23 protein-coding genes are annotated in these 17,430 nt (G+C 65.1%); all 23 read right to left on the bottom strand.

The features are described from left to right. Nucleotides 1-119: 119 nt before the first annotated feature. Nucleotides 120-299, bottom strand: coding sequence for a hypothetical protein (locus ACODSM_RS15165; RefSeq protein ID WP_488805859.1), 180 nt, complete (start codon nt 297-299; stop codon nt 120-122). Further along, complete coding sequence (locus tag ACODSM_RS15160; protein WP_488805858.1) at nt 296-598, bottom strand: hypothetical protein; 303 nt, start codon at nt 596-598, stop codon at nt 296-298. Before ACODSM_RS15160 ends, ACODSM_RS15165 begins: the two co-directional genes overlap by 4 nt. Then, nucleotides 595-957, bottom strand: coding sequence for a hypothetical protein (locus ACODSM_RS15155; protein WP_488805857.1), 363 nt, complete (start codon nt 955-957; stop codon nt 595-597). Before ACODSM_RS15155 ends, ACODSM_RS15160 begins: the two co-directional genes overlap by 4 nt. Beyond that, nucleotides 954-1,412: a D-Ala-D-Ala carboxypeptidase family metallohydrolase gene (locus ACODSM_RS15150; RefSeq protein WP_488805856.1), complete on the bottom strand. Its 459-nt coding sequence runs from the start codon at nt 1,410-1,412 to the stop codon at nt 954-956. The genes ACODSM_RS15155 and ACODSM_RS15150 overlap by 4 nt, the downstream gene beginning before the upstream one ends. A gap of 3 nt (nt 1,413-1,415) precedes the next feature. Further along, nucleotides 1,416-1,715, bottom strand: coding sequence for a hypothetical protein (locus ACODSM_RS15145; protein WP_488805855.1), 300 nt, complete (start codon nt 1,713-1,715; stop codon nt 1,416-1,418). Beyond that, the gene (locus ACODSM_RS15140) at nt 1,712-2,134 is read right to left on the bottom strand and encodes a hypothetical protein (protein WP_488805854.1); all 423 of its coding nucleotides are present in this window, start codon (nt 2,132-2,134) and stop codon (nt 1,712-1,714) included. Before ACODSM_RS15140 ends, ACODSM_RS15145 begins: the two co-directional genes overlap by 4 nt. After that, nucleotides 2,134-2,607, bottom strand: coding sequence for a hypothetical protein (locus ACODSM_RS15135; RefSeq protein ID WP_488805853.1), 474 nt, complete (start codon nt 2,605-2,607; stop codon nt 2,134-2,136). Before ACODSM_RS15135 ends, ACODSM_RS15140 begins: the two co-directional genes overlap by 1 nt. Nucleotides 2,608-2,609: 2 nt before the next feature. Continuing rightward, nucleotides 2,610-3,056, bottom strand: a complete 447-nt coding sequence (locus ACODSM_RS15130) for a hypothetical protein (protein WP_488805852.1) — start codon at nt 3,054-3,056, stop codon at nt 2,610-2,612. Continuing rightward, complete coding sequence (locus ACODSM_RS15125) at nt 3,056-4,651, bottom strand: hypothetical protein (RefSeq protein WP_488805851.1); 1,596 nt, start codon at nt 4,649-4,651, stop codon at nt 3,056-3,058. Before ACODSM_RS15125 ends, ACODSM_RS15130 begins: the two co-directional genes overlap by 1 nt. Before the next feature lies 1 nt (nt 4,652). Next, the gene (locus ACODSM_RS15120; protein ID WP_488805850.1) at nt 4,653-5,507 is read right to left on the bottom strand and encodes a hypothetical protein; all 855 of its coding nucleotides are present in this window, start codon (nt 5,505-5,507) and stop codon (nt 4,653-4,655) included. A gap of 4 nt (nt 5,508-5,511) precedes the next feature. Further along, entirely contained in the window at nt 5,512-7,014 is a 1,503-nt protein-coding gene (locus tag ACODSM_RS15115) for a hypothetical protein (RefSeq protein ID WP_488805849.1), read from the bottom strand. Then, a complete protein-coding gene (locus ACODSM_RS15110; protein ID WP_488805848.1) occupies nt 7,011-11,279 on the bottom strand; it encodes a hypothetical protein in 4,269 nt (1,422 codons plus the stop codon). The genes ACODSM_RS15115 and ACODSM_RS15110 overlap by 4 nt, the downstream gene beginning before the upstream one ends. 6 nt (nt 11,280-11,285) lie before the next feature. Continuing rightward, a complete protein-coding gene (locus tag ACODSM_RS15105; protein WP_488805847.1) occupies nt 11,286-11,645 on the bottom strand; it encodes a hypothetical protein in 360 nt (119 codons plus the stop codon). Between the two features lie 68 nt (nt 11,646-11,713). Continuing rightward, nucleotides 11,714-12,034 (bottom strand): hypothetical protein, encoded by a 321-nt coding sequence (locus ACODSM_RS15100; protein ID WP_488805846.1) that lies wholly within the window; start codon nt 12,032-12,034, stop codon nt 11,714-11,716. Between the two features lie 97 nt (nt 12,035-12,131). Beyond that, nucleotides 12,132-13,067 (bottom strand): phage tail tube protein, encoded by a 936-nt coding sequence (locus ACODSM_RS15095; RefSeq protein ID WP_488805845.1) that lies wholly within the window; start codon nt 13,065-13,067, stop codon nt 12,132-12,134. 41 nt (nt 13,068-13,108) lie between these two features. Beyond that, nucleotides 13,109-13,330 carry a hypothetical protein gene (locus ACODSM_RS15090; RefSeq protein ID WP_488805844.1) on the bottom strand — a complete coding sequence of 74 codons (222 nt, stop codon included), beginning with the start codon at nt 13,328-13,330 and terminating at the stop codon, nt 13,109-13,111. Between the two features lie 27 nt (nt 13,331-13,357). Next, nucleotides 13,358-13,723 carry a hypothetical protein gene (locus ACODSM_RS15085; RefSeq protein WP_488805843.1) on the bottom strand — a complete coding sequence of 122 codons (366 nt, stop codon included), beginning with the start codon at nt 13,721-13,723 and terminating at the stop codon, nt 13,358-13,360. Then, nucleotides 13,720-14,205 carry an HK97-gp10 family putative phage morphogenesis protein gene (locus tag ACODSM_RS15080; protein ID WP_488805842.1) on the bottom strand — a complete coding sequence of 162 codons (486 nt, stop codon included), beginning with the start codon at nt 14,203-14,205 and terminating at the stop codon, nt 13,720-13,722. The genes ACODSM_RS15085 and ACODSM_RS15080 overlap by 4 nt, the downstream gene beginning before the upstream one ends. After that, nucleotides 14,198-14,530, bottom strand: a complete 333-nt coding sequence (locus ACODSM_RS15075; RefSeq protein WP_488805841.1) for a phage head closure protein — start codon at nt 14,528-14,530, stop codon at nt 14,198-14,200. The genes ACODSM_RS15080 and ACODSM_RS15075 overlap by 8 nt, the downstream gene beginning before the upstream one ends. A 1-nt stretch (nt 14,531) precedes the next feature. Then, the gene (locus tag ACODSM_RS15070; RefSeq protein ID WP_488805840.1) at nt 14,532-14,846 is read right to left on the bottom strand and encodes a hypothetical protein; all 315 of its coding nucleotides are present in this window, start codon (nt 14,844-14,846) and stop codon (nt 14,532-14,534) included. A gap of 11 nt (nt 14,847-14,857) precedes the next feature. After that, complete coding sequence (locus ACODSM_RS15065; RefSeq protein ID WP_488805839.1) at nt 14,858-15,070, bottom strand: hypothetical protein; 213 nt, start codon at nt 15,068-15,070, stop codon at nt 14,858-14,860. A 115-nt stretch (nt 15,071-15,185) separates the two neighbouring features. After that, nucleotides 15,186-16,541, bottom strand: coding sequence for a phage major capsid protein (locus ACODSM_RS15060; RefSeq protein ID WP_488805838.1), 1,356 nt, complete (start codon nt 16,539-16,541; stop codon nt 15,186-15,188). A 26-nt stretch (nt 16,542-16,567) separates the two neighbouring features. After that, nucleotides 16,568-17,428, bottom strand: a complete 861-nt coding sequence (locus tag ACODSM_RS15055; protein ID WP_488805837.1) for a head maturation protease, ClpP-related — start codon at nt 17,426-17,428, stop codon at nt 16,568-16,570. Between the last annotated feature and the right edge of the window lie 2 nt (nt 17,429-17,430).

Below are 17,430 nucleotides of genomic sequence, written 5' to 3'. Positions count from 1 at the left end.
GTTTACACTCGCCCCGCCTGTACAGGTGGGCAGGGCCTTGGCTTGACTTACTGGGTACTTCAGTGGGTCAGGTGGCCGTGGGGGTGCTCCAACACCCTCTCGGTCGCCTTGTTCTTTTTTCAGTCGATGCGAGGCGGTGGCCCCTCATCGTTTCGCGGGATGGCGTAACGCAGCGCTTTCTCCAGCACTCGCTGCTGCTCATCGCGCTGGTCTCGCCGCCGGCGCTCATCCATCCGTTTGACGGCCTTGCGGCCGAGGCCAGGGCGGGCGCCCTGCTGTGCATGCGTGTGCACAGTCATGGCGCCGCCTCAATAGGCGCAGTGCAGGCCACCAGGGCCGCGCGCATCTGGATCTCGTAGGCCTCGCGGCGGTCGATTTCAGCCAGGGCTGCGCGCAGCAGCATCCAGGGCGCAGCACCAGGCGCCAGCGTCTCGGTGGGCATGGGGGGCCGGTCGGGCACCACCTCCTTGCACTCCACTGGAACGGGCACGTTCACACGTGTGTACTGAGGTGTTCCAGCGCAACCCGCGCCCAGCAAGGCTGCGGCCAGCGTTGGAACAAAAAGCACCTGGTGCTTTTTCAAAAATGTTCCATTCATTTGCGGTCCCTCCCCTGCAGCCATTCGTCGCCCAGCGCCTGCATGCTGGCGCACATATCGCCCGGCACCTTGGGCTGCAGGCCCAGGGTGTAGTCGGCGCGCTGCTGCAGGCCCTGCGCGGTGGACGCGGCGGCCGCGCGTGCCGGTGCGGCCGCAGCCTTGCGCTTGTCTGCCAGGTCACGCAGATCCTGCGCCGCATCGCTACAGGCGGTGGCATCTGCCCGCGCCTGGTCGCGCTGCCCTGCGGCAGCCGTGGTTTCGTCGCGCTGGCCCAGGTAGGCCCAGCCCAAGCCAGCGTTTGCGGCAAGGCTGATCGCCAGCACAACCATCATGGGGGTGATAGAGGGCAGCGGGATCATGACAACTCCTGAATGCCCAGCTGGGCGCCCTGGTCCGTGATGGTGATTACGCGGTTTGCGGGCTTGTCGGGCACGCGGGTGCTGACATGCACCCACTGCTTGCCCTTGACGCCCTCCAGGATCAACTGGCCGATGCCCAGCACCGACACCAGCGGCGCCAGGCAGCGCGCGATCTGCGTGGGGGTGCCGTAGCCAGGTGCCACTATGTCGGCCGCGTGGCCCTGGGTGTGGTCGCTGCTGGTGACTCCGCCCACAGCCGCGTTGAGCTGGCGCCCACGGTAGCCGCTGGTCACGATGACGGGCGCATTCAGCGTGCTGCGGATGCGCTCCAGCATCTCGGCTGTGAGCACCAGGCGCGGCACGATCTCTGGCGGTGGCGTGTTGTCCAGCCCCAGCTGGCGGGCCTTGCTGCTGGCCGTCAGCTCGGCCAGGGTGAAGTGTTGCGTGAGCTGCATGTGCTAGCCCTCCTTGACGCGTGTACGAACGATGAGCACCGCAAAGCCCAGCAGCACGCAGGCATCCTGCAGCGTGGGCCGTTCCAGCGGTAGTAGTGGCGTGATGAAGGCCCCGGCACCGCCTGCGGCCAGCAAGGCCCATGCGATGGCCTTGAGCCATTCGGTAGCGCGCTCGCGCGGTGCAAGCCCGCGCCTGCAGGGCGCCGTGCGCTCCAGCTTGTTCAGGGCCTCGGCCAAGACGACGATGCCCGACAGCCAATGCACCAGCGCCAGGGCGGTGAAGGCAGACAGGGTGATGGTCATGGTGTGGCCCCTCCACCTGGAGGCTGTGGGGCGGGCTGCGCCTGGCCGCTGATGCGCTTGATGGCAAACACAAGCACCTGCTGCGCCCCGCCCCCCACGGCAAAGGCACCGCCCAGCAGCAGGCTGTCGGGCAGCTGCGCCGCCAGCAGGGCCAGGGGCGCCAGGTAGCCCGCCGTCAAGCTGCTGGCAAAGGCCACGAACATGCGGCGCATGGTGGTGCGCAGCAGCTCGCGCCAGGTGTCGCTGCTGCCCGGCACTGCGTTCAGCAGAATGATGGCCACCAGGGCACCGGCAAAGCCCGCGATCAGCACATCGACGCGCAGACCAAGCGACACACCAAACGCGGTGATCATGGTGCTGGTGGCGGTGGCCGTGGCCACGGTGAGCACACCGGCGGCAGTGGTGGTGGGCTCTGGCATCAGGGCGAGTCTCCGGGCGTAAAAAAACCCGCCAGGGCGGGTTGCTGTGGGTACATGGTGAGCACAAGCGCGGCGGCCCCATTGGGCCCGTTGCGCCAGGGCTCACGCCACCGCAGTGCGGCGCCGAAGGCCTCGCTGCAGAACCAGCCGGTGTCGCTGTCGCGCACCCATGGCAGCACGAAGCGCACATTGCCCGCCAGGTCGTAGGGCAAGCCCATGTTGAACTCGAACCAGCTGCGGGCGTAGTCCTCCAGCTCGCCCGGCAGGGCCATGAAGTCCCAATGCTCAGGGTGCTGGCTGTAGTCGATGTCCTTGAACCGCACACCGCCATCTACCCAGCTTGCCGATGCGCTCAGGCCGTCGCTGAACACCAGCTCGCAGTGCGAGTACGGGCCGCGATCAATAGCGCGCACGGCGCGGCTGTAGAGGCCCTGCAGACCGGGGCGCGTGCCTCTGTAAAACGCGGCTTGCATGCTCAGCCCTCAAGATAGAAATGTGCCTGCAGCCGCGCGATCCAGTCGGCGCGGATCGCAGGTGTCAGCAGTGGCGTGGAGGCCGTAGCTATTGCCTGGGCCGCTAACTCAAAACTGAGCGTCCCCATGAAGTCCATCGCAGCTTTGATCGCAGGGTCTGCAACCAGTCCCGTGAGGTCCTGCACGGTCCACTGCTGCGCGCGCACACGGCTCATGTTGTCTGCGGCCATGTACGCCAGCAGCTCGTCCTTGACCGCCGCGCGCTTTTTGTAGCGCGCCTCGTCCAGTGCAAACTGGTTGGACGTGCCGGGCGTGTAGTTTTCGCCATCCCACAGATCACCTGGGCGCGAGTTGAGCGCAGGCACCCAGCCCTGGGAGGATGCGTAATCCGGCTCTGCTTCGACGTGATCTGCTACGCGCCCGGCCACGATCATTGAGTAACGTGCCATTACAAAATCCCCCACAAAATGCCGCGCCCAGCCTGCCCATCCTCGCCGCGCGTGCCGCTTGATGATGTGCCCGTGCCGGTAGTTGCTGCAGCCCCGTCGCCGCCCTTGCCCGCAGGGATTGGCCGCAGGCCGTCAGGAGTCGGTGCAGCGCCGCCCACGGTGCCAACGCCTGCAACTGCGTCGCCTGCGGTAGACGATGGGGCAGCTGCCGATGCGTTGCCTGCGAGCCCTGCCGCAACGACTCCAAGGGCGTCGATAATGGCGGGGCTGGGCGGGACGATGTTTGGCGCAGCACCGCCATTTGCTGATGTTCCGCCCGTTACAGTGCCGGAACTGGCGTATGTTCCACCACGCCCAAATGCACCGCCCAAGCCGCCGTTTGAGGCCGGATATGTAGTGAGCGAGATGGGCAAAACAAGCGTCGTTGCACCGCCGTTCGTGCCTGCCGTGCCTTGCGTGCCGTTCGTGTTCGTCGTCCCTGCTGCTGTCACACCAGGATCACTACCGAGGCCCGCAGCGCCCACGGTGATGCCGATGGACAGGCCGACAAAGTCACGCGCTGGCAGCGTGCCGTATTGGCGCCCTGCAGCAGACCCAGAACCACCACCAGATGCACCCGATGCGGCCCCTGCGGTTGTGAGCCGACGCGCACCAGAGCCGCCCCCGCCGCCACCCCCGCTGCCGCCCAGCAGGTCGTAGCCGTAGAGGCTGTAGCCGGGCGGCATGCTCGACAACGTGAACGACGTCCGCTTTGAGACAACGAACGGCGTGATGACAAACGACCGCAACACAGAACCATCGCAGTAGACCTGCCGCACTTCGCCGGGGTACATGTAAAAGCTGGCGTACCCGTCGATGGTTTCCGACCCGTTAGGGTCCAGCAGGACTTCCGTCGTGCTGCTGTTGCGCAGCCAGACCGTAAAGCCGTTGGCCAGCGTCGCGCACGCCGCAAAAGTCTGCGTGAAACCACCGGTCGTAAAGTCGATCAGCTTGCCTTGGTCGCCCACAACAATCATCGTGTTGGATGTTCGAGCTTCGCGCGGCAGCGTGGCTACGTTGAGAGTGCCACTCAGACGCGGGTCATCGCCGCGCACAACCTCACCAGCCGCCGCCTCAGTTGCCGGAGTTGCGGGCACGTTGAGCGCGGCTGCAGTGCCCAATGTGGGTTTGCCGGTCAAGTCAGCATAGGCCACAGCCCCGCGAAAATTGAGGCCATCGGCAACGTTTGGCACAAGCCCGGACGCAGCCAGAAAACCAGTTGTTGGTTTTGGCCCAAGCCCGCCAGTCCAGTCGTAGATTTCGAGCACGTAGCGGGCGCCGTCAACTGCAATGCGAGGCACGGGCGTCCAGCCGTTGCCGATGAGCGCAATGGCGTCCAGGGCTTCTTGAGCCGCAATGGCAGCGCTCGACGCCGTTGATGCGGATAGCGCTGCGGCGTCTGCGGCATCGGTCGCAGCGCTTGAGCCATCGCCCGCCTGCTGCATTACGTCACCCAACATGGGCAGCAGCCACTGCCGAAACCCGCCCCCCTGCATGTCTCGGCTGCTGCTGCCGTCGTCGCTGTATGCGTTGCCGTTGGCTACGATGTTTGTCATGTCAAATCTCGGTGATGGACCACCCGACTGCGCGGGTGTTGAAGTACGGGTAGTCAATGGCCGACAGCTCAGCCATGCGGCCAATGAAACCGTAGCGCTGGCTCTCGGCCTGGTTGTACGGATACGGCACCCACAGCACATCGCCCCACACGCCTTGCCTGCGCTGCAGCTCGTGCGCCACAGCGGCCTCGGTCTTGCTCAGATGCTCGGTGGCAAACTGCACGCGACGGCGGCGGCGGCGGGGGTCGGCAAAGGCATAGCCGCTGTCGCTCTCAGTGACCTGCGTGCTGTCAACCCAGCTATCTTTGAGGCCATAGCTCGCGCTGTATTTGGGCTGCAAACCGCCACCGACAAAAAACTGGCCGATCTGCACGTACCCATCGGGGTTTGTGGTGTCATCAATCAGCACGGTCACATAGCGTGCGTTGATCCATTCGGGCAGCAGGTGTGTGGCGAGGTAGGGATACCCGGCGTAGGCGCTGGGGTCATCCACCACGCCTTCCCAAAAGCTGGCGCTCTCCCACTCCAGCAAGTCCCCGTCAAAACTCAAATGCCACGCGGCCTGCCAGGCGCTGTCGTACACGTCCGATGCGCCTGCAGTGGTGCCCAGCAGCACACGCCACCGCGCGGTGAGACTGAGGTTGTGATTTCCCAGCGCAAACGTGCGCAGGTTGCGCACCGCGCCCAGGTCAGCGGCAAACTGGGTGGCCGCGTTCGTGGCGTTACTGCTGCGTGCCACCAGCCACGGCTCACGCTTTTGCAAGTTGGACAGGGGCAGGCCTGCCGCCCATGCACCGCCCGAAAACGCAGCAGACGGAGCCCGGTTGGGCCAGCCGATGATGATGCTGTTGCTCAAGGTGTTATCCCCACAAAACGAATTCGATCTGCCGGTTGCGCAGGTCGTAGCGTGTGGCCACGATCACAAAGTCTTTGCCGCCGCTGAGCCCGAAACGCGGCCACTGCACGCGCACAACGTCGCCCAAATCGAGTGCCATGGATTCGCTGGTGAGCGGCACAGTGGCAACGATCAGCGAGCGATCAACAAAGAACCAGGCGCGGTATTTGTCGCGCAGGGCTACCCACTGCGCGCTGGTCATACGGGGCGCAATGTCCATGTGGATGGAGCCCGCCGCCGGATGCTTTGCGAGCACAGCGGAGTCGCTGTACGTGTAGCGCGCGGACCACTGCTCTTTGGAGAACTCCTGACGGGTCACCGATGCAGCAGCTGCGAGAGAGCTTTTCCAGGCCGTGCCTGCGTTGATGCTCAGCTGCATGGCGGGCACGCCGTCGCCATCGGTCGGCATGCGCTTGATGCTCAGGCAGTTTTGGCGCGAGAGCGTCATCACTGGCGACCCTGCAGGGGCGGCAAAGGCTTTGGCTACAAAGCGGCCCAAGCGGTCAAAACCAAACCACGCACCCTGGTGTTGGGCGATGTGTGTGAGCATGTCCAGCCATGTGGTGCCAGCATCCTCGACTACGTGGCCCAGGTTGGGCAGCGAGCCGATGATGGTGCCGCTGTAGCCCGCCTCGGCAAGCCAATCAGCCAGCGCCCAGGCGGTGCCGCTGGGCTTGCCGATGGTGGCACTGCAGCGCAAGTCGCCTTCTGGATTGCTGCCCAGGCGGATATACACATCGTCCGGGCCAGGCCAGATCGTAAAAAAGCCAGGGTCCGGCTGGTAGGCAATGCTCAGAAAGTCCGCAATCGTGGGCGCAGACATGGCTTGCGCAGTCAGCTGAATGCCGTTGTCCCACACCGCAAAGGTTCCGCCGATGTTGCGGCCCGTGCTCATCAAATACACGCGCGTCGAAGCATTGATAAGCTGCAGGGGCGGGTACATCGCGGTGCCAAAAAATCGTTGCTTAGCAACGCCCGTCAACTCGCTGCCGCCCTCTACGCCACCCGTGCCCGCAAACGTGGCGCGCACGATGGGCTTTTCAAGCAGCGTGAGCTTGTCGCGCAGGCGTAGCACTGCGTTGCTTTCTGTGAGCGTGATGCCCTCGGCGGTGGCGACAAACACGGTCTCAAAGTCGGCAGGGTACGCACCGCCCAGCGGGCCACAGCGCAGCACAAAATCCCGCCCGTCAAAGCCATCGGAAACCCAGCCGTCATACGTGCCATCGCCGTTATACAGCTCGACATTTCCAAATGCGGGGCGCACGGCGCCAAAGGCGCGATTACCGGCAAACATCTCGCGCCGGTAGCTGCCGGGGTCCATCAGCGTGGGCGGCACGGGCATGTTGGCCGGAGTATCCGTGGGCCTGGTCACAAAGCCCTCGCCCGTGCAAGCGAGGGCCGTGACTGTGGTGCCCGCAGAGTCCACGGCGCGCGTGATTTCAGCGACAAAAATGTACTGCGTTGTCATGCGGTGGCCTCGGCCATGCGGGCACTGTCTTTGAGCGCTGCCAGCTCACTGTTGGTCTTTTGCTGCTCGGCTTGCTGCTGACGCACTGCCGCCGCGGTCTGCTCGATCTGTGCGGCCAGCAGCGCGTTGGTTTTGCGCAGCTCGTCAATCTGCTGCTGGGCCAGGGCGAGCTGCTTTTCCACCGCCTGCGTCTGCCGCTCTTGCACGCGCTCCAGCCGCGTGTCCAGTGCGGTGAGTTGGATCACTTGCTGCTCTGCTGCCCACTTTTGCTGGTCGCTGTTGGTGCCCACTTTGGTGAGCAAGTCGATCTGCGTGTTTAGCGCTGTGATCTGCGGATCGGCGCCCATGCCCAGCGCCACCAGCTGATCCATTGCGTCCGTCACCTTGAAGAAGATATCGGCGCTGGCCGTGCTGCTCGCGTAGTTCTCTCGGCCCAGCTGCACGTAGCTCTGGCCGTAGCTCTGCACATCGCTGAACGCATTGACATCACCAGCCAGCGCGCGCTGGTACGCGGCATCAAACCCACGGCCTGCATACTGCAGTTGGTCATAGCTGCTGAGCGCCGAGCTGCCGCCCAGGCGCAGGCCATCCACCGTGCGCTGCATGCCATCGGCCGCGCTGCGCAGGGACTGGGCCACCGTGAGCTGCTGCTGCAGGCTTGCCAGCGTGGTGCTTTCGACATTGCCGCGCAGCTGCGCCTCAATGCCAATGCGGTCCAGGATGGTTTGCTGCAGTTTTTCTGCAACGGCCACCGGGTCTGCAGCGGTGTCAAGCTGGCTCCACAGACCGCTTTCCTTACCCCTGAGGTAGCTCACCTGGTCGGCGCCGGTCATGGTGGACAGGCGCGCAGATTCGATGGCCCCGCCCAGGTTGGAGCGGAAATCCCTCGTCCCCTGCAGGCGCTCCATCAGGCTGCTCAGCACGTCCTGCACGCTCTGCGCAGCAGTGCCGGTGATGCTTGCCAGGCCGTCTTCCAACCCTTTCAACTGCGCGGCGTTGTCGGCCAGAGACTTGTTGAGGTCGGTCAGCGTGTAGATGTAGCCTTGCGTGGCGCGCAGCAGCGGGTCCATCGATGCCAGTTCATCCGCGCGGCGGGCGGCAAGGGCTGCGGAGCTTTCGCCCAGCAGGTCCATGAGCTGGATCTCTTGCGCGCGGCGGGCTGCGGCGAGCGTAGCGGCCGCATTGGCAGCGTCTTCAGCAGCGCTGGTGTTTGCGGTCACGGCAGCGAAGGCTCCGGACAGCGCCAACAGCTTGGCGGTTGTTTCCGCACCGCCATCGCCGAGTGCGATCTGTGCCTGCACGAGCGCCTTGAACTCGTCACGGGTGGCGGGCATTTCAAAGCCCAACTTCGCAAGCGCATCGCTCACGTTTTGCGTGTTGATGGCCAACTTTTCAGCGTCTGTGTAGAAGCCGTCCACAAACGTGGCCATGTTGCCCGCCAGCGCCTGCGCGCCGCCCGATGCGTCCACCAGCTTGCTGATGGCCGAATCTGCCAGGCCTGCGAAGGTGGGCATGTACTGCCCAAAGCTCGCAAACGCGGCCTTCGCTGCGTTGATCTGATCCACAGCGCCAGCCAGCTGCTCAATGCTGGCGCCCTGCCCCAGCTTGTCGAGCATGCCGGTGGCCCAGGCGGGCAGGCCGATGCTTTCGAGCGCTACGCGCACGTCGGCGGCCACGGCGGCCAGGTACTGGTCACGGCCCGCTGCACCGTCGGCAAACTCTTTGGGCGCCCAGCGACTTGTGCGGCTGGTGTCCCAGTTGACGATGGTCTCTTCGAGCTTGCTGATCAGCAGGCCACCCCAGGCGCCATCTTTGCTGGTGTCGTCGGCAAACGCGGTAGCGGCCTTGTACCCGGCCTCCTTGCCGAAGGTGGTGGCGGTGCTGTCCAGCATCTGCACGATGGACTGGGCCATGGCGCCGGTGAACTTCTCAGTTTCTGCCGAGTAGTCCACACCGCCAAAGCCCATGCCGAAGGCGCCATGGGTGGTGCTGTTAGCCAGGCCACCGGCTGCGCTGTATTGCGACAGCGCGCCGGTGTGAATGGTGCCGCTGTCGTCCAGCTTCTTGATGAGCGAGACGACTGCACCCACGCCCAGGGCGATGGGGCCCAGGGCGCCCGCAATGGTGCCCAGGCCGCTTGTGATACTGGACAATGTACCAGTCTGCAGCAGCGATGTGCCAGCATTGAGGGTGGACATGAGACCACCACCGGCACCCCAGGCGCCGGACAAACCCATCATGAAGGAGCTGTTACCAGCGAGGGAGGCGGCAGTCAGCAAGTTACCCGCACCACCGACAGCGGCTGCGCCACCCGTGGCCGCAGCGGCCGCACTGCTCCCCAGGCCCAGGAAGCCAGACACGCCGGTCATGATGCCCTGCACGCCGAACTTCAGCACCGTGGTCTTGGCGGTGTTTTTGATGCCGTCCCAGAAGGACTTGAAGAAGCCCTTGCCCGCCTCAAAGCCCCGGTACAGGCTGTCGCTCAGTCCGTTGTAGATGCTGTCGGTGAACTTGGTCCACTCGCCTGCGGCCTCTTGGGCGGCCTTGGCGACTTCGGTTTTTTCGTACCGGGCACCCAGCAGGCTGTTGCGCTCGCGCAGTTGCTCAATCTCGGCCTGCAGGGCGATCTGCTCGCGCGTCATGGTGCCGGTGATGGCGCTGGCGCGCTCCAGCTCTGCCAGGGTGGCTTCCTTGGTCAGGATGATGGCTTCGTTGCGCTGCTGCAGCACGCGCACCTGCGCCGCATCGGTGAGGCCGATCAGTTCGATCTCGTCGCGCAGGGCGCGGTTTTGCTCTTCCAGGCTGGCGGCGGATTGCTCCATGGCCTGCACGGTCTTGAGGCGCGCGGCGCGCTCGGCATCGGCGGTCTTGATGAACTCTTCACGGGCCTTGTTCTCGCCCTCGGCCGCCAGCATGGCCTCGATGTCTTTGCCGATCTGGATGGCCTGCGCCTCTGTGACCTTGACCTTGCCGGAGCGCAGCTGGTCCAGCACATCGATGGCCTTCTTTTGGCCTTCGGTGAGCTTTTCGCCTGCAACGGCCTCGGCCTGGTACGCGGCGGTGGCCTTGACCACCGAATCGCGCAGCGCGTCGAAGGGGTCTTTGGCCTCCTTGGCGGTCTTGCCTGCCTTGTCGGTGGTGTTGGCAAAGCCGTCCAAGCTGGGGCGTGCCTTGGCTGCGGCATCGCCCGTGGCGGCAGCAGATGCGGCCACCTTGTCCAGCGACTCGCGGAAGCGCGCGCCCACGGTGGGGGCATCGAACACATCGATCATGTCCTGGCCGGAGGCCTTGAGCGTGTCCCACGCGCTGCGGAAGTCGCCGCTCAGCGCCTGCACCAGGGCCGCAGCCAGGCCGCCCAGCCCCTTGCCGATGGACTGCAGCACGCGCCAGGCGATCTGGCCCACGTCTGCCACGTAGCTCAGGCCTTTGATGGCGTCGGTGGTCCACTGTTTGATGCTGCCGTCAGCCACCAGGCGGCGCACTTCTTCGCGCAGGCCTCCCGAGCCGTTCATCATGTCCACCAGGGCCTGGGCGCCCAGGTCTAGCGCCGGGATCATGCCGTTGGCCAATTCCTTCTTCCAGGCCTCACCACTGGTGCTGAGTCGGGTCAGGTTGTCGTCCAGGTTGGCGGCGGCGGCGGCTTGCTCGGTGCTGACCTTGGCTTGCAGGTCGCCCACATCGGCCAGGTCGTGCAGGAAGGGCAGCATTTGCGCGCCCTGCTTGCCGTACAGCGCCATGGCCACGGCGGCCTTGCCGGTGCCGTCTTCAAACCCAGCCATGGCCTTGGCCACGGTCTGCATCTGGTCCTCGGGGCGCATCATTTTGAACTTGTCAAAGTCGATGCCCAGGGCCTCCAGGGCCTTGCCTGCGCCCTTGCCTTCTTCGGTGGCGCTGGCCAGGTTGGCCGACAGCTTGTTCATGGCGGCGCCGATCTGCTCGGGCCCCATGTTGTTGAACTTGCCCACGGCCACCAGGCCAGACAGGGCCTCAACCGTTGCGCCGGTCTGCATGCGCAGGTCGTCGAGCGCGGCGCCGGTGTCGATGGCGCCGCTGATGATGCCCTTGAAGGCGGCGATGGTGAAGCCCGCAGCCAGGCCGCCAGCGATGGCACCTGCAGTGGCGGCCACCCTGGCCTTCATGCCGTCGAAGGTGTCCTGAATCTTCTTGGCTGCAGCCAGCGCGGCTTGCTCGGACTTGTCGAGCCCGCCAGTGTATTGGGCATAGTCCAGGCCGAGTTTGACCACCAGGGAGCCGAGTGCGGACATGTTGGGTTACTCCTCTTTTTCTAGTTGTTCGCGGTCTGCATCGAGCACAGCGCGCTCCATGATCTGCAGGTCGTTGGACAGCGCGCGGCGCTGGCGGCGGCGGCAGTGGCGGTCGATCCAGGCCTCTACCGCTGCCCAGTCGAAGCCGGTGCGCCGCACCAAAAAGCCTGAGGGCTGCAGTGCCAGGGCAATGTGCTGCCATCGGGGCGCAAGTGCCACGAAGGCCGCGACGACTGGCAGGTTCTCGGCATACACGCCGAAGGCGCTTTGCTCTGCCTGGGGAGCCTGGCGTGCGGCATCAATGCGAGCGCGGACGGCCTCGATCTGCGCGGCGCTGGCGCCCATGGCCTCCATGGACTCCAGCACGCTGTCATCGGGCTCAAACGCACCGGGTGGCTCATCGCGCAGGCCCGCCCACCAGCGCGCGGCCTCGATCAGTTTTTTGCTTTGGCGCCTACGTTGTGGTTCCAGTAGGTGATGGCCGCCTCGCGCACGGCGCCAGTAAGCAGCAGGAAGGCCTCAAAGTTCTGTTCGTTGAACTCCACAGGGGCGCGGTTTTCGTCCACCATTTCCCAGCCGACCATCTGACAGCGCAGCAGATCAGTGTTCTTGAGGGCCAGCAGCCCCTCGCGCTCGTCTTCGTTGGAGCGCTTGAAGATGCCGACGAAGGATTCTTCGCGCCAGCCGCCCGATGGCGTGGCGACATTGACCTTAACGGTGGCCTTGAAGGTTTCGGTGGGGGCAAGGATGAACATGGTGTGTGAGTGCAATGAGAGGGGGAGAAAGCAAAAGAGCCACCGCGATGGGTGGCTCTTTTTCGGGGTGTGCACGCGTGTGCACGGGTGGGCTGGGTTAGCGGACGATGACCTGCAGTTCGTCGTCCCCGTCCACGGGGTTGATGTCGAACGGCATGTTGATCATGGCAATGCTCTGGTCGTCCTGCAGCGTGAACGGCTTGCACTGCACGGCGGGCATGGCCAGCTCGATGATGTTGCCCGCCACCGTGCCATGCACCAGGCTGCAGGCGCCCACGGTGCTGTTGCGCACAACCTCGGCCCAGTTCTTGGTGGTGATGCTCGGCATCTCCATGGTGACGCTGCCCGAGGGCTGGCGGTCTGGGCTGTGGGGCGCTGCGCAGTTGACCAGCTCGCGCCAGGCCAGGGCGTTGGCCAGGTTGACGCTGAAGGCCGACATGCAGGCCGACAGGCCGTGGAAGCTGAAGGTGGGCGTGTTGACCTTGCCGACCGTCTTGGGCTGGATGAAGTCGCTGTAGTCAGCATCCACCGGCATGCTGCCCAGCTCGGTCGCGGCGGTGTAGGTGCCCAGGAACTCGAACTTCATCACCGGGATGGACTTGGCATTCAGCTCGAACGATACGGTGCCCTTGGCGTTGGTGATGACGAACTGGGTTTTGTCCAGAATGCCGTACAGCGTGAGGGTTGGCTCGCCTTCGCTCACCAGGTCATAGGTCACATCCGTGCCCGCAGTGATGGTGGCGGCAAAGCCGCAGGCCTCCAGCAGCAGGCCCCACTTGGGTTCTGTGCCTGCGGCGCCAGCGCCTGCCAGCTCCACTTCAAACGTGAACTTGCGGTGTTCGCCCACGGTGAGGCTGCCGCTGTTGCCCTTGTAGGGGCGGATGAGGTTGCGCTGCACCTGCTCGGCTGTGATGGGCTCGGGCATGAGGGCGCGGCACAGGATGGCGTTAGCCGCTGCGGTGGGGAGAGCGTCGGTGCCAGCTGTGACTTCTTTCTTTGCCAGCAGCAGCATTTTCTTCATGGACTTGGCCATGGGGGTTCCTTTCAGGTGAGGGGTTCAGAAACGGCCGCTGCTTAGGCTGCTGCGGTGTTGTCGTCGCCCTCGGCTTCGGCCGGGGGCGGGACGCGGGTGCGCTTGCCGGTGGCCGGGTCGCGCATGTAGGTGCCGCCCAGGCCAGTGAACTCATCGCGCGCACGCGGTGGCGTGGGCAGGTGGTGCGCTGGCTTGGTGGGCTTGGGGGTGGCGACGGGCGCAGCTGCGCCAGCCGCCGCAGGGGCTGCGGTGCTTTTTGCCATGGTGGCTCCAGGGGTGGTGGGTTGCGGTTAGTGGCGGGGTGTGCGCAGGCGCACTGAGATGTAGCGGGCGAAGATGTCGGGGTCGGGCTCGTAGTCAGCATCCCCTGCGTCGTCTTCGTACTGGTAGGCGGGCATAGCCTCCAGCGCGGTGCGGAAGGGGCCGCTGCCATCCAGGGGCAGCAGCACGTCCAGCTCCTCCACAGTGCGGGCCAGCACGATGAGGTTGACATCGTGCTGGGTGTAGCCGCCCCCGGCGCACCAGGCGTCTTCGGGCTTGCTGTCCACATCGAACACGGCAGCGGGCCAGGTGGGGTTGGGCGGCAGTTCCACCGCCCAGGTGTTGGCGAGCGCTGGCGCCAGGGCCACAGATAGCAGCTGGTGGATGGTGCTCATGCCTTGCTTGCCTTTGCGTGCTCTTTGTCCAGCCGTTCGGCCATGGCGCTGATGGCCTCTTCCTTGCCCTGCTCCAGCGCAGGCTGCAGGAAGGGTGTGGCCTGTTGCTTCTTGGTGCCGAACTCGGGGAAGCGCCAGTAGTAAGGGTCGTCTTCGTACCGCTTGACGATGCGGCCGCCCTTGTTGACAGCCAGCTTGCTATTGGTCTTTTGCTTCTTGGTGAGCTGGCGGCCATGCCGCACGCCCAGGTTGTACTGGGCCGTGCCTGCGGGGGCCTGCGGCTCGCGCTTGATGACGATGTTCTTGATCAGGGCGCCGGTCTTGCGCAGGCCTTTGGCCTGGGCAATGCCGCGCGCCTTGCCGCGCACCACACCGCCTGCAGCCGCCACCATCACGCGGGCGGTGCGCGTTTCCATGCCGGTCTTGAGCTGCTGGAAGGACTGGCTCAGCTCGCCGATGCCGAGGATCTTGGAGTCAGCCATCGTTCGCCCCCGTGTCGCATGTCAGCACCATCCAGCCCCGCGCGTTGGCAAGGGGCTTGATGTGCTGAATGTCGAAAACTTTTCCCTTGTGGCGCACACGCATGGTTTCCTGCAGGTCGTCGCGCAGGCGTATCAGGAACTCCACGCGCGATACAGCCACTTCGCCGCCTGCGCTGGAGGCCCTGCGCTCCGCGCCGGAGTAGTCCATGCGCTTGGCCCACACCGTTCTGTGCAGCACCCAGGCCTTTTGCATCCCGCCGGATGTGCCCTTGGCAACCTGCAGGCTGTCGATGTTGATGCGGGTGTCGAGGTCCTGCGAATTCATGTCAGGCCCCCATGTTCCGGTGCATACGCAGCATGTTGAATGCACCCGTCTCTTTGCGCTCGCGGTCCTGCGCGCTGTTGTTGCCGACCAGCACGTCCACCAGCAGGAGCTGGGCGGCAATGATGTCGGGCGTGCAGATGATGCCGCGCATGTCGGCAGCAGCCTCAAGGGCTGCGTCGTCCTCATACAACGCGCCGTCCAGGAACGCCACGGCCTGCGCGTGCGCCTGGTCGATGGCGTTGCCGATATCGCCATCCAGGCTGTCATCCAGCCGCAGGCGCTGGATGGCTTCGTCCGGTGTCGGTTTAATGGGCATGCCTTCGCGCCTTACTTCTTCGCCGTGGGTGCCTTGCGCTGCGCAAGGGCCTTGGGCTGTGCGGACGCTTTGGCATCAGGCGCTGGAGCATCCTGTGCAGGCGCTGCGCTGCCCTCCTGCACCCGCTCGGCGGTGCCCGCATCGATGAACTGCTGGGCGCGCTGGCTGTCCAGGCGCACCACGTCGCCCGCGCGTGGGTCGGGCTTCACGAACTTGATCAACATGCTGATCTCCTTGCGGTGGGGGGAAGGCCTCGGCCGAAGCCGAGGCCAATGGTCTCGAAGGGCGGTTGTGCGCTAGATCGAGACAGAGAGGCGGGCACGGGGTGCGCCCGAGGCGTTAGGCCACCAGGCCAAAGTCACCGTAGATGAACGCCTCGGGGCGGTACACCGCCAGGGCGAGACGTTCTTCGGCCAGGATAGCGACCAGGTTCTTGGTGAAGTCGTCTTCGTTCTCGGTGGCCACTTCCACGCGGGCTTGCCAGCGGTCGAACACCTGCGCGCCCATCTGAAAGGCACCGGCCAAGAACTTGTCCACCGCGATGGCCTGGGTGGTGACCACTGGGCGATTCCACAGCGAGGCGCCGATAACGCCCTGCGGATTACCGATGATGTAGCGGCCGGTGTCGTCCTTGGTCAGCTCGATGCGCGCCCAGTCGATAGGGTTGAGCACCATGCCGGTGGATGGGTACTCTGCCAGCTCGGCCTGCAGCAGCGCAAGGCGCAACATGTCGATCTGGGTAGCATCGGCGACGGTCAGCGGGGCGACATAGGCGGTTGCCTGCGGGATGATGCCCAGCAGGTTTTGGCCGGTGCCGTCGCCGTTGAGGAGCTGCAGCTCTTCCTTGTAGGCCAGGCCATAACGCAGGCGGTGGTCGATAAGGCTTGCCAGCTGCGATGCGTCGCTCAGAATCTGGCGCGATGCCTTCACAAAGTGCGCGATCACCTTGGCGTTGGTAGTGATCAGGTCGTATTTCAGGCTCGATTCAGGCTTCTTCGCGCCTTCAGCGGTGGGCGCTGCGTTGTTGGTGAAGCCTGTCTCCTTGACGTACTCCAGCGAGCTGCCATCCATGGTGCCGGGCGAGATCAGGTCGCGCACGGTCATGCGTCGCTCTGCCAGGCCAACCACGCCGGGCACGCGGGTCGTTTGCACCAGGTCACCCGCAGAGCCGTCCGCATCGGTGGTAAGGCTGGTGATGGCGGCTTTCACCGGCATATCGACGCGGCCGCGTGGCGTGGTCTTGCCCAGGAAGGCCTTCACGTCTTCGCTTTCCACAAAGCGCTGGCCCAGCGACTGGTGCGGTGCATTGGAGCCGTTGCCGCTGGCCTGGAGCTGTGCGAGGGCTTGCTCCGCTGCCTTCAGGTTGGCCTGCAGCTCGCCCTGCTTGATCAGCATTTCGTCCACCTTCTCTTTGTTGGCGGTGGACATCTGGACGCCCTTGGCGGCTTCTGCCAGCGCCTTCTCCCCGGCCTCCTTCACCTGGCCGCTGATCTTGTCGAGCGCAGCCTTGATTTCCGTGGGGTTGAAGTTCTGCGTGTCGCCCAGGAAGGCGGCGCCGCCCAGGCCCAGGACGATATCGGGGTGGGCCAGCAGGAAGGCGTGAATGGGAGCCGCAACATCGACCCCCATGGCTTGGGCGCCAATCGAAAAGGCGCAGAGGGCGATCACAGCGACCGCGAGAAGTTTGCGTTGCATGGTGTGTTTACCTTTCAGGTGGTGGGTTAGGACAGAGAGAAATCACGGAGCACGGAGAGCACCTCGGCACCCTGTTGGGCCGGAGCGCGTTCGGTGGGATCGCCCGCACCGCTGCCAGCGGGATCGCCCGCGCTGGACTTGAACTCGGAGATGAGGCGCATGGCCTCAGATTTGGGGATGCCGCTGGCACGCAGGGCAGCCTCCAGGCGCCGGGCCGCGTGGGCCTGTGCCTTAGCGTCGCCCTGCCCCACCTGGTCGGACGGCAGCAGTTCATCCGCGAAGCCTTGCTCGACAGCAGCGCTGCCGCCGATCCACGACTCCGCATCCATCAGCTTGGCGATAGCCTTGGTATCTGCGCCGGTGCGCGCCACGTAGATATCGGCCATTGCCGCATCGAAGGGCTCCAGCCAGTCGGCGGTTTCGCGCAGGTCGTTGCGGTTGCCTGATGCGACCACCCAGCTGTTGTGCACCATGAAGAAGGCGGCGCGCGCGATCTGCACGGTGTCGCCAGCCATGGCGATGATGCTGGCGGCCGATGCCGCGACGCCCAGCACCTTGACGGTCACATCGCCCTTGTGCTCGCGCAGCAGGTTGTAGATGGCGAGGCCTTCGAACATGTCGCCGCCTGGGCTGTTGACGTTGACTGTGACGGGCCCGGCGCCCAGGGTGCGCAAGGCCGACGCAACGCGCCGGGCAGTGACGCCCTCGCCCGTCCAGTAGTCGTAGCCGATGGCGTCATAGACGCTGATGCTGCGGTCTTGCTCATCCTCTCCCGCAGCGGCCCGCAGGCCCGGGTTCCAGCGCTCGAATGCGCGGGGTAGGATTTCGCTGCGCACGCTGGCGCTCGGCCTGCCCATGGGGGCGGCCGGTAGGTTTTTCACGCTCATGG

Source organism: Acidovorax sp. FG42, assembly GCF_057809195.1.
Note: the sequence above shows the minus strand (reverse complement) of the source record. Positions and strands in the feature narration are given on the sequence as shown.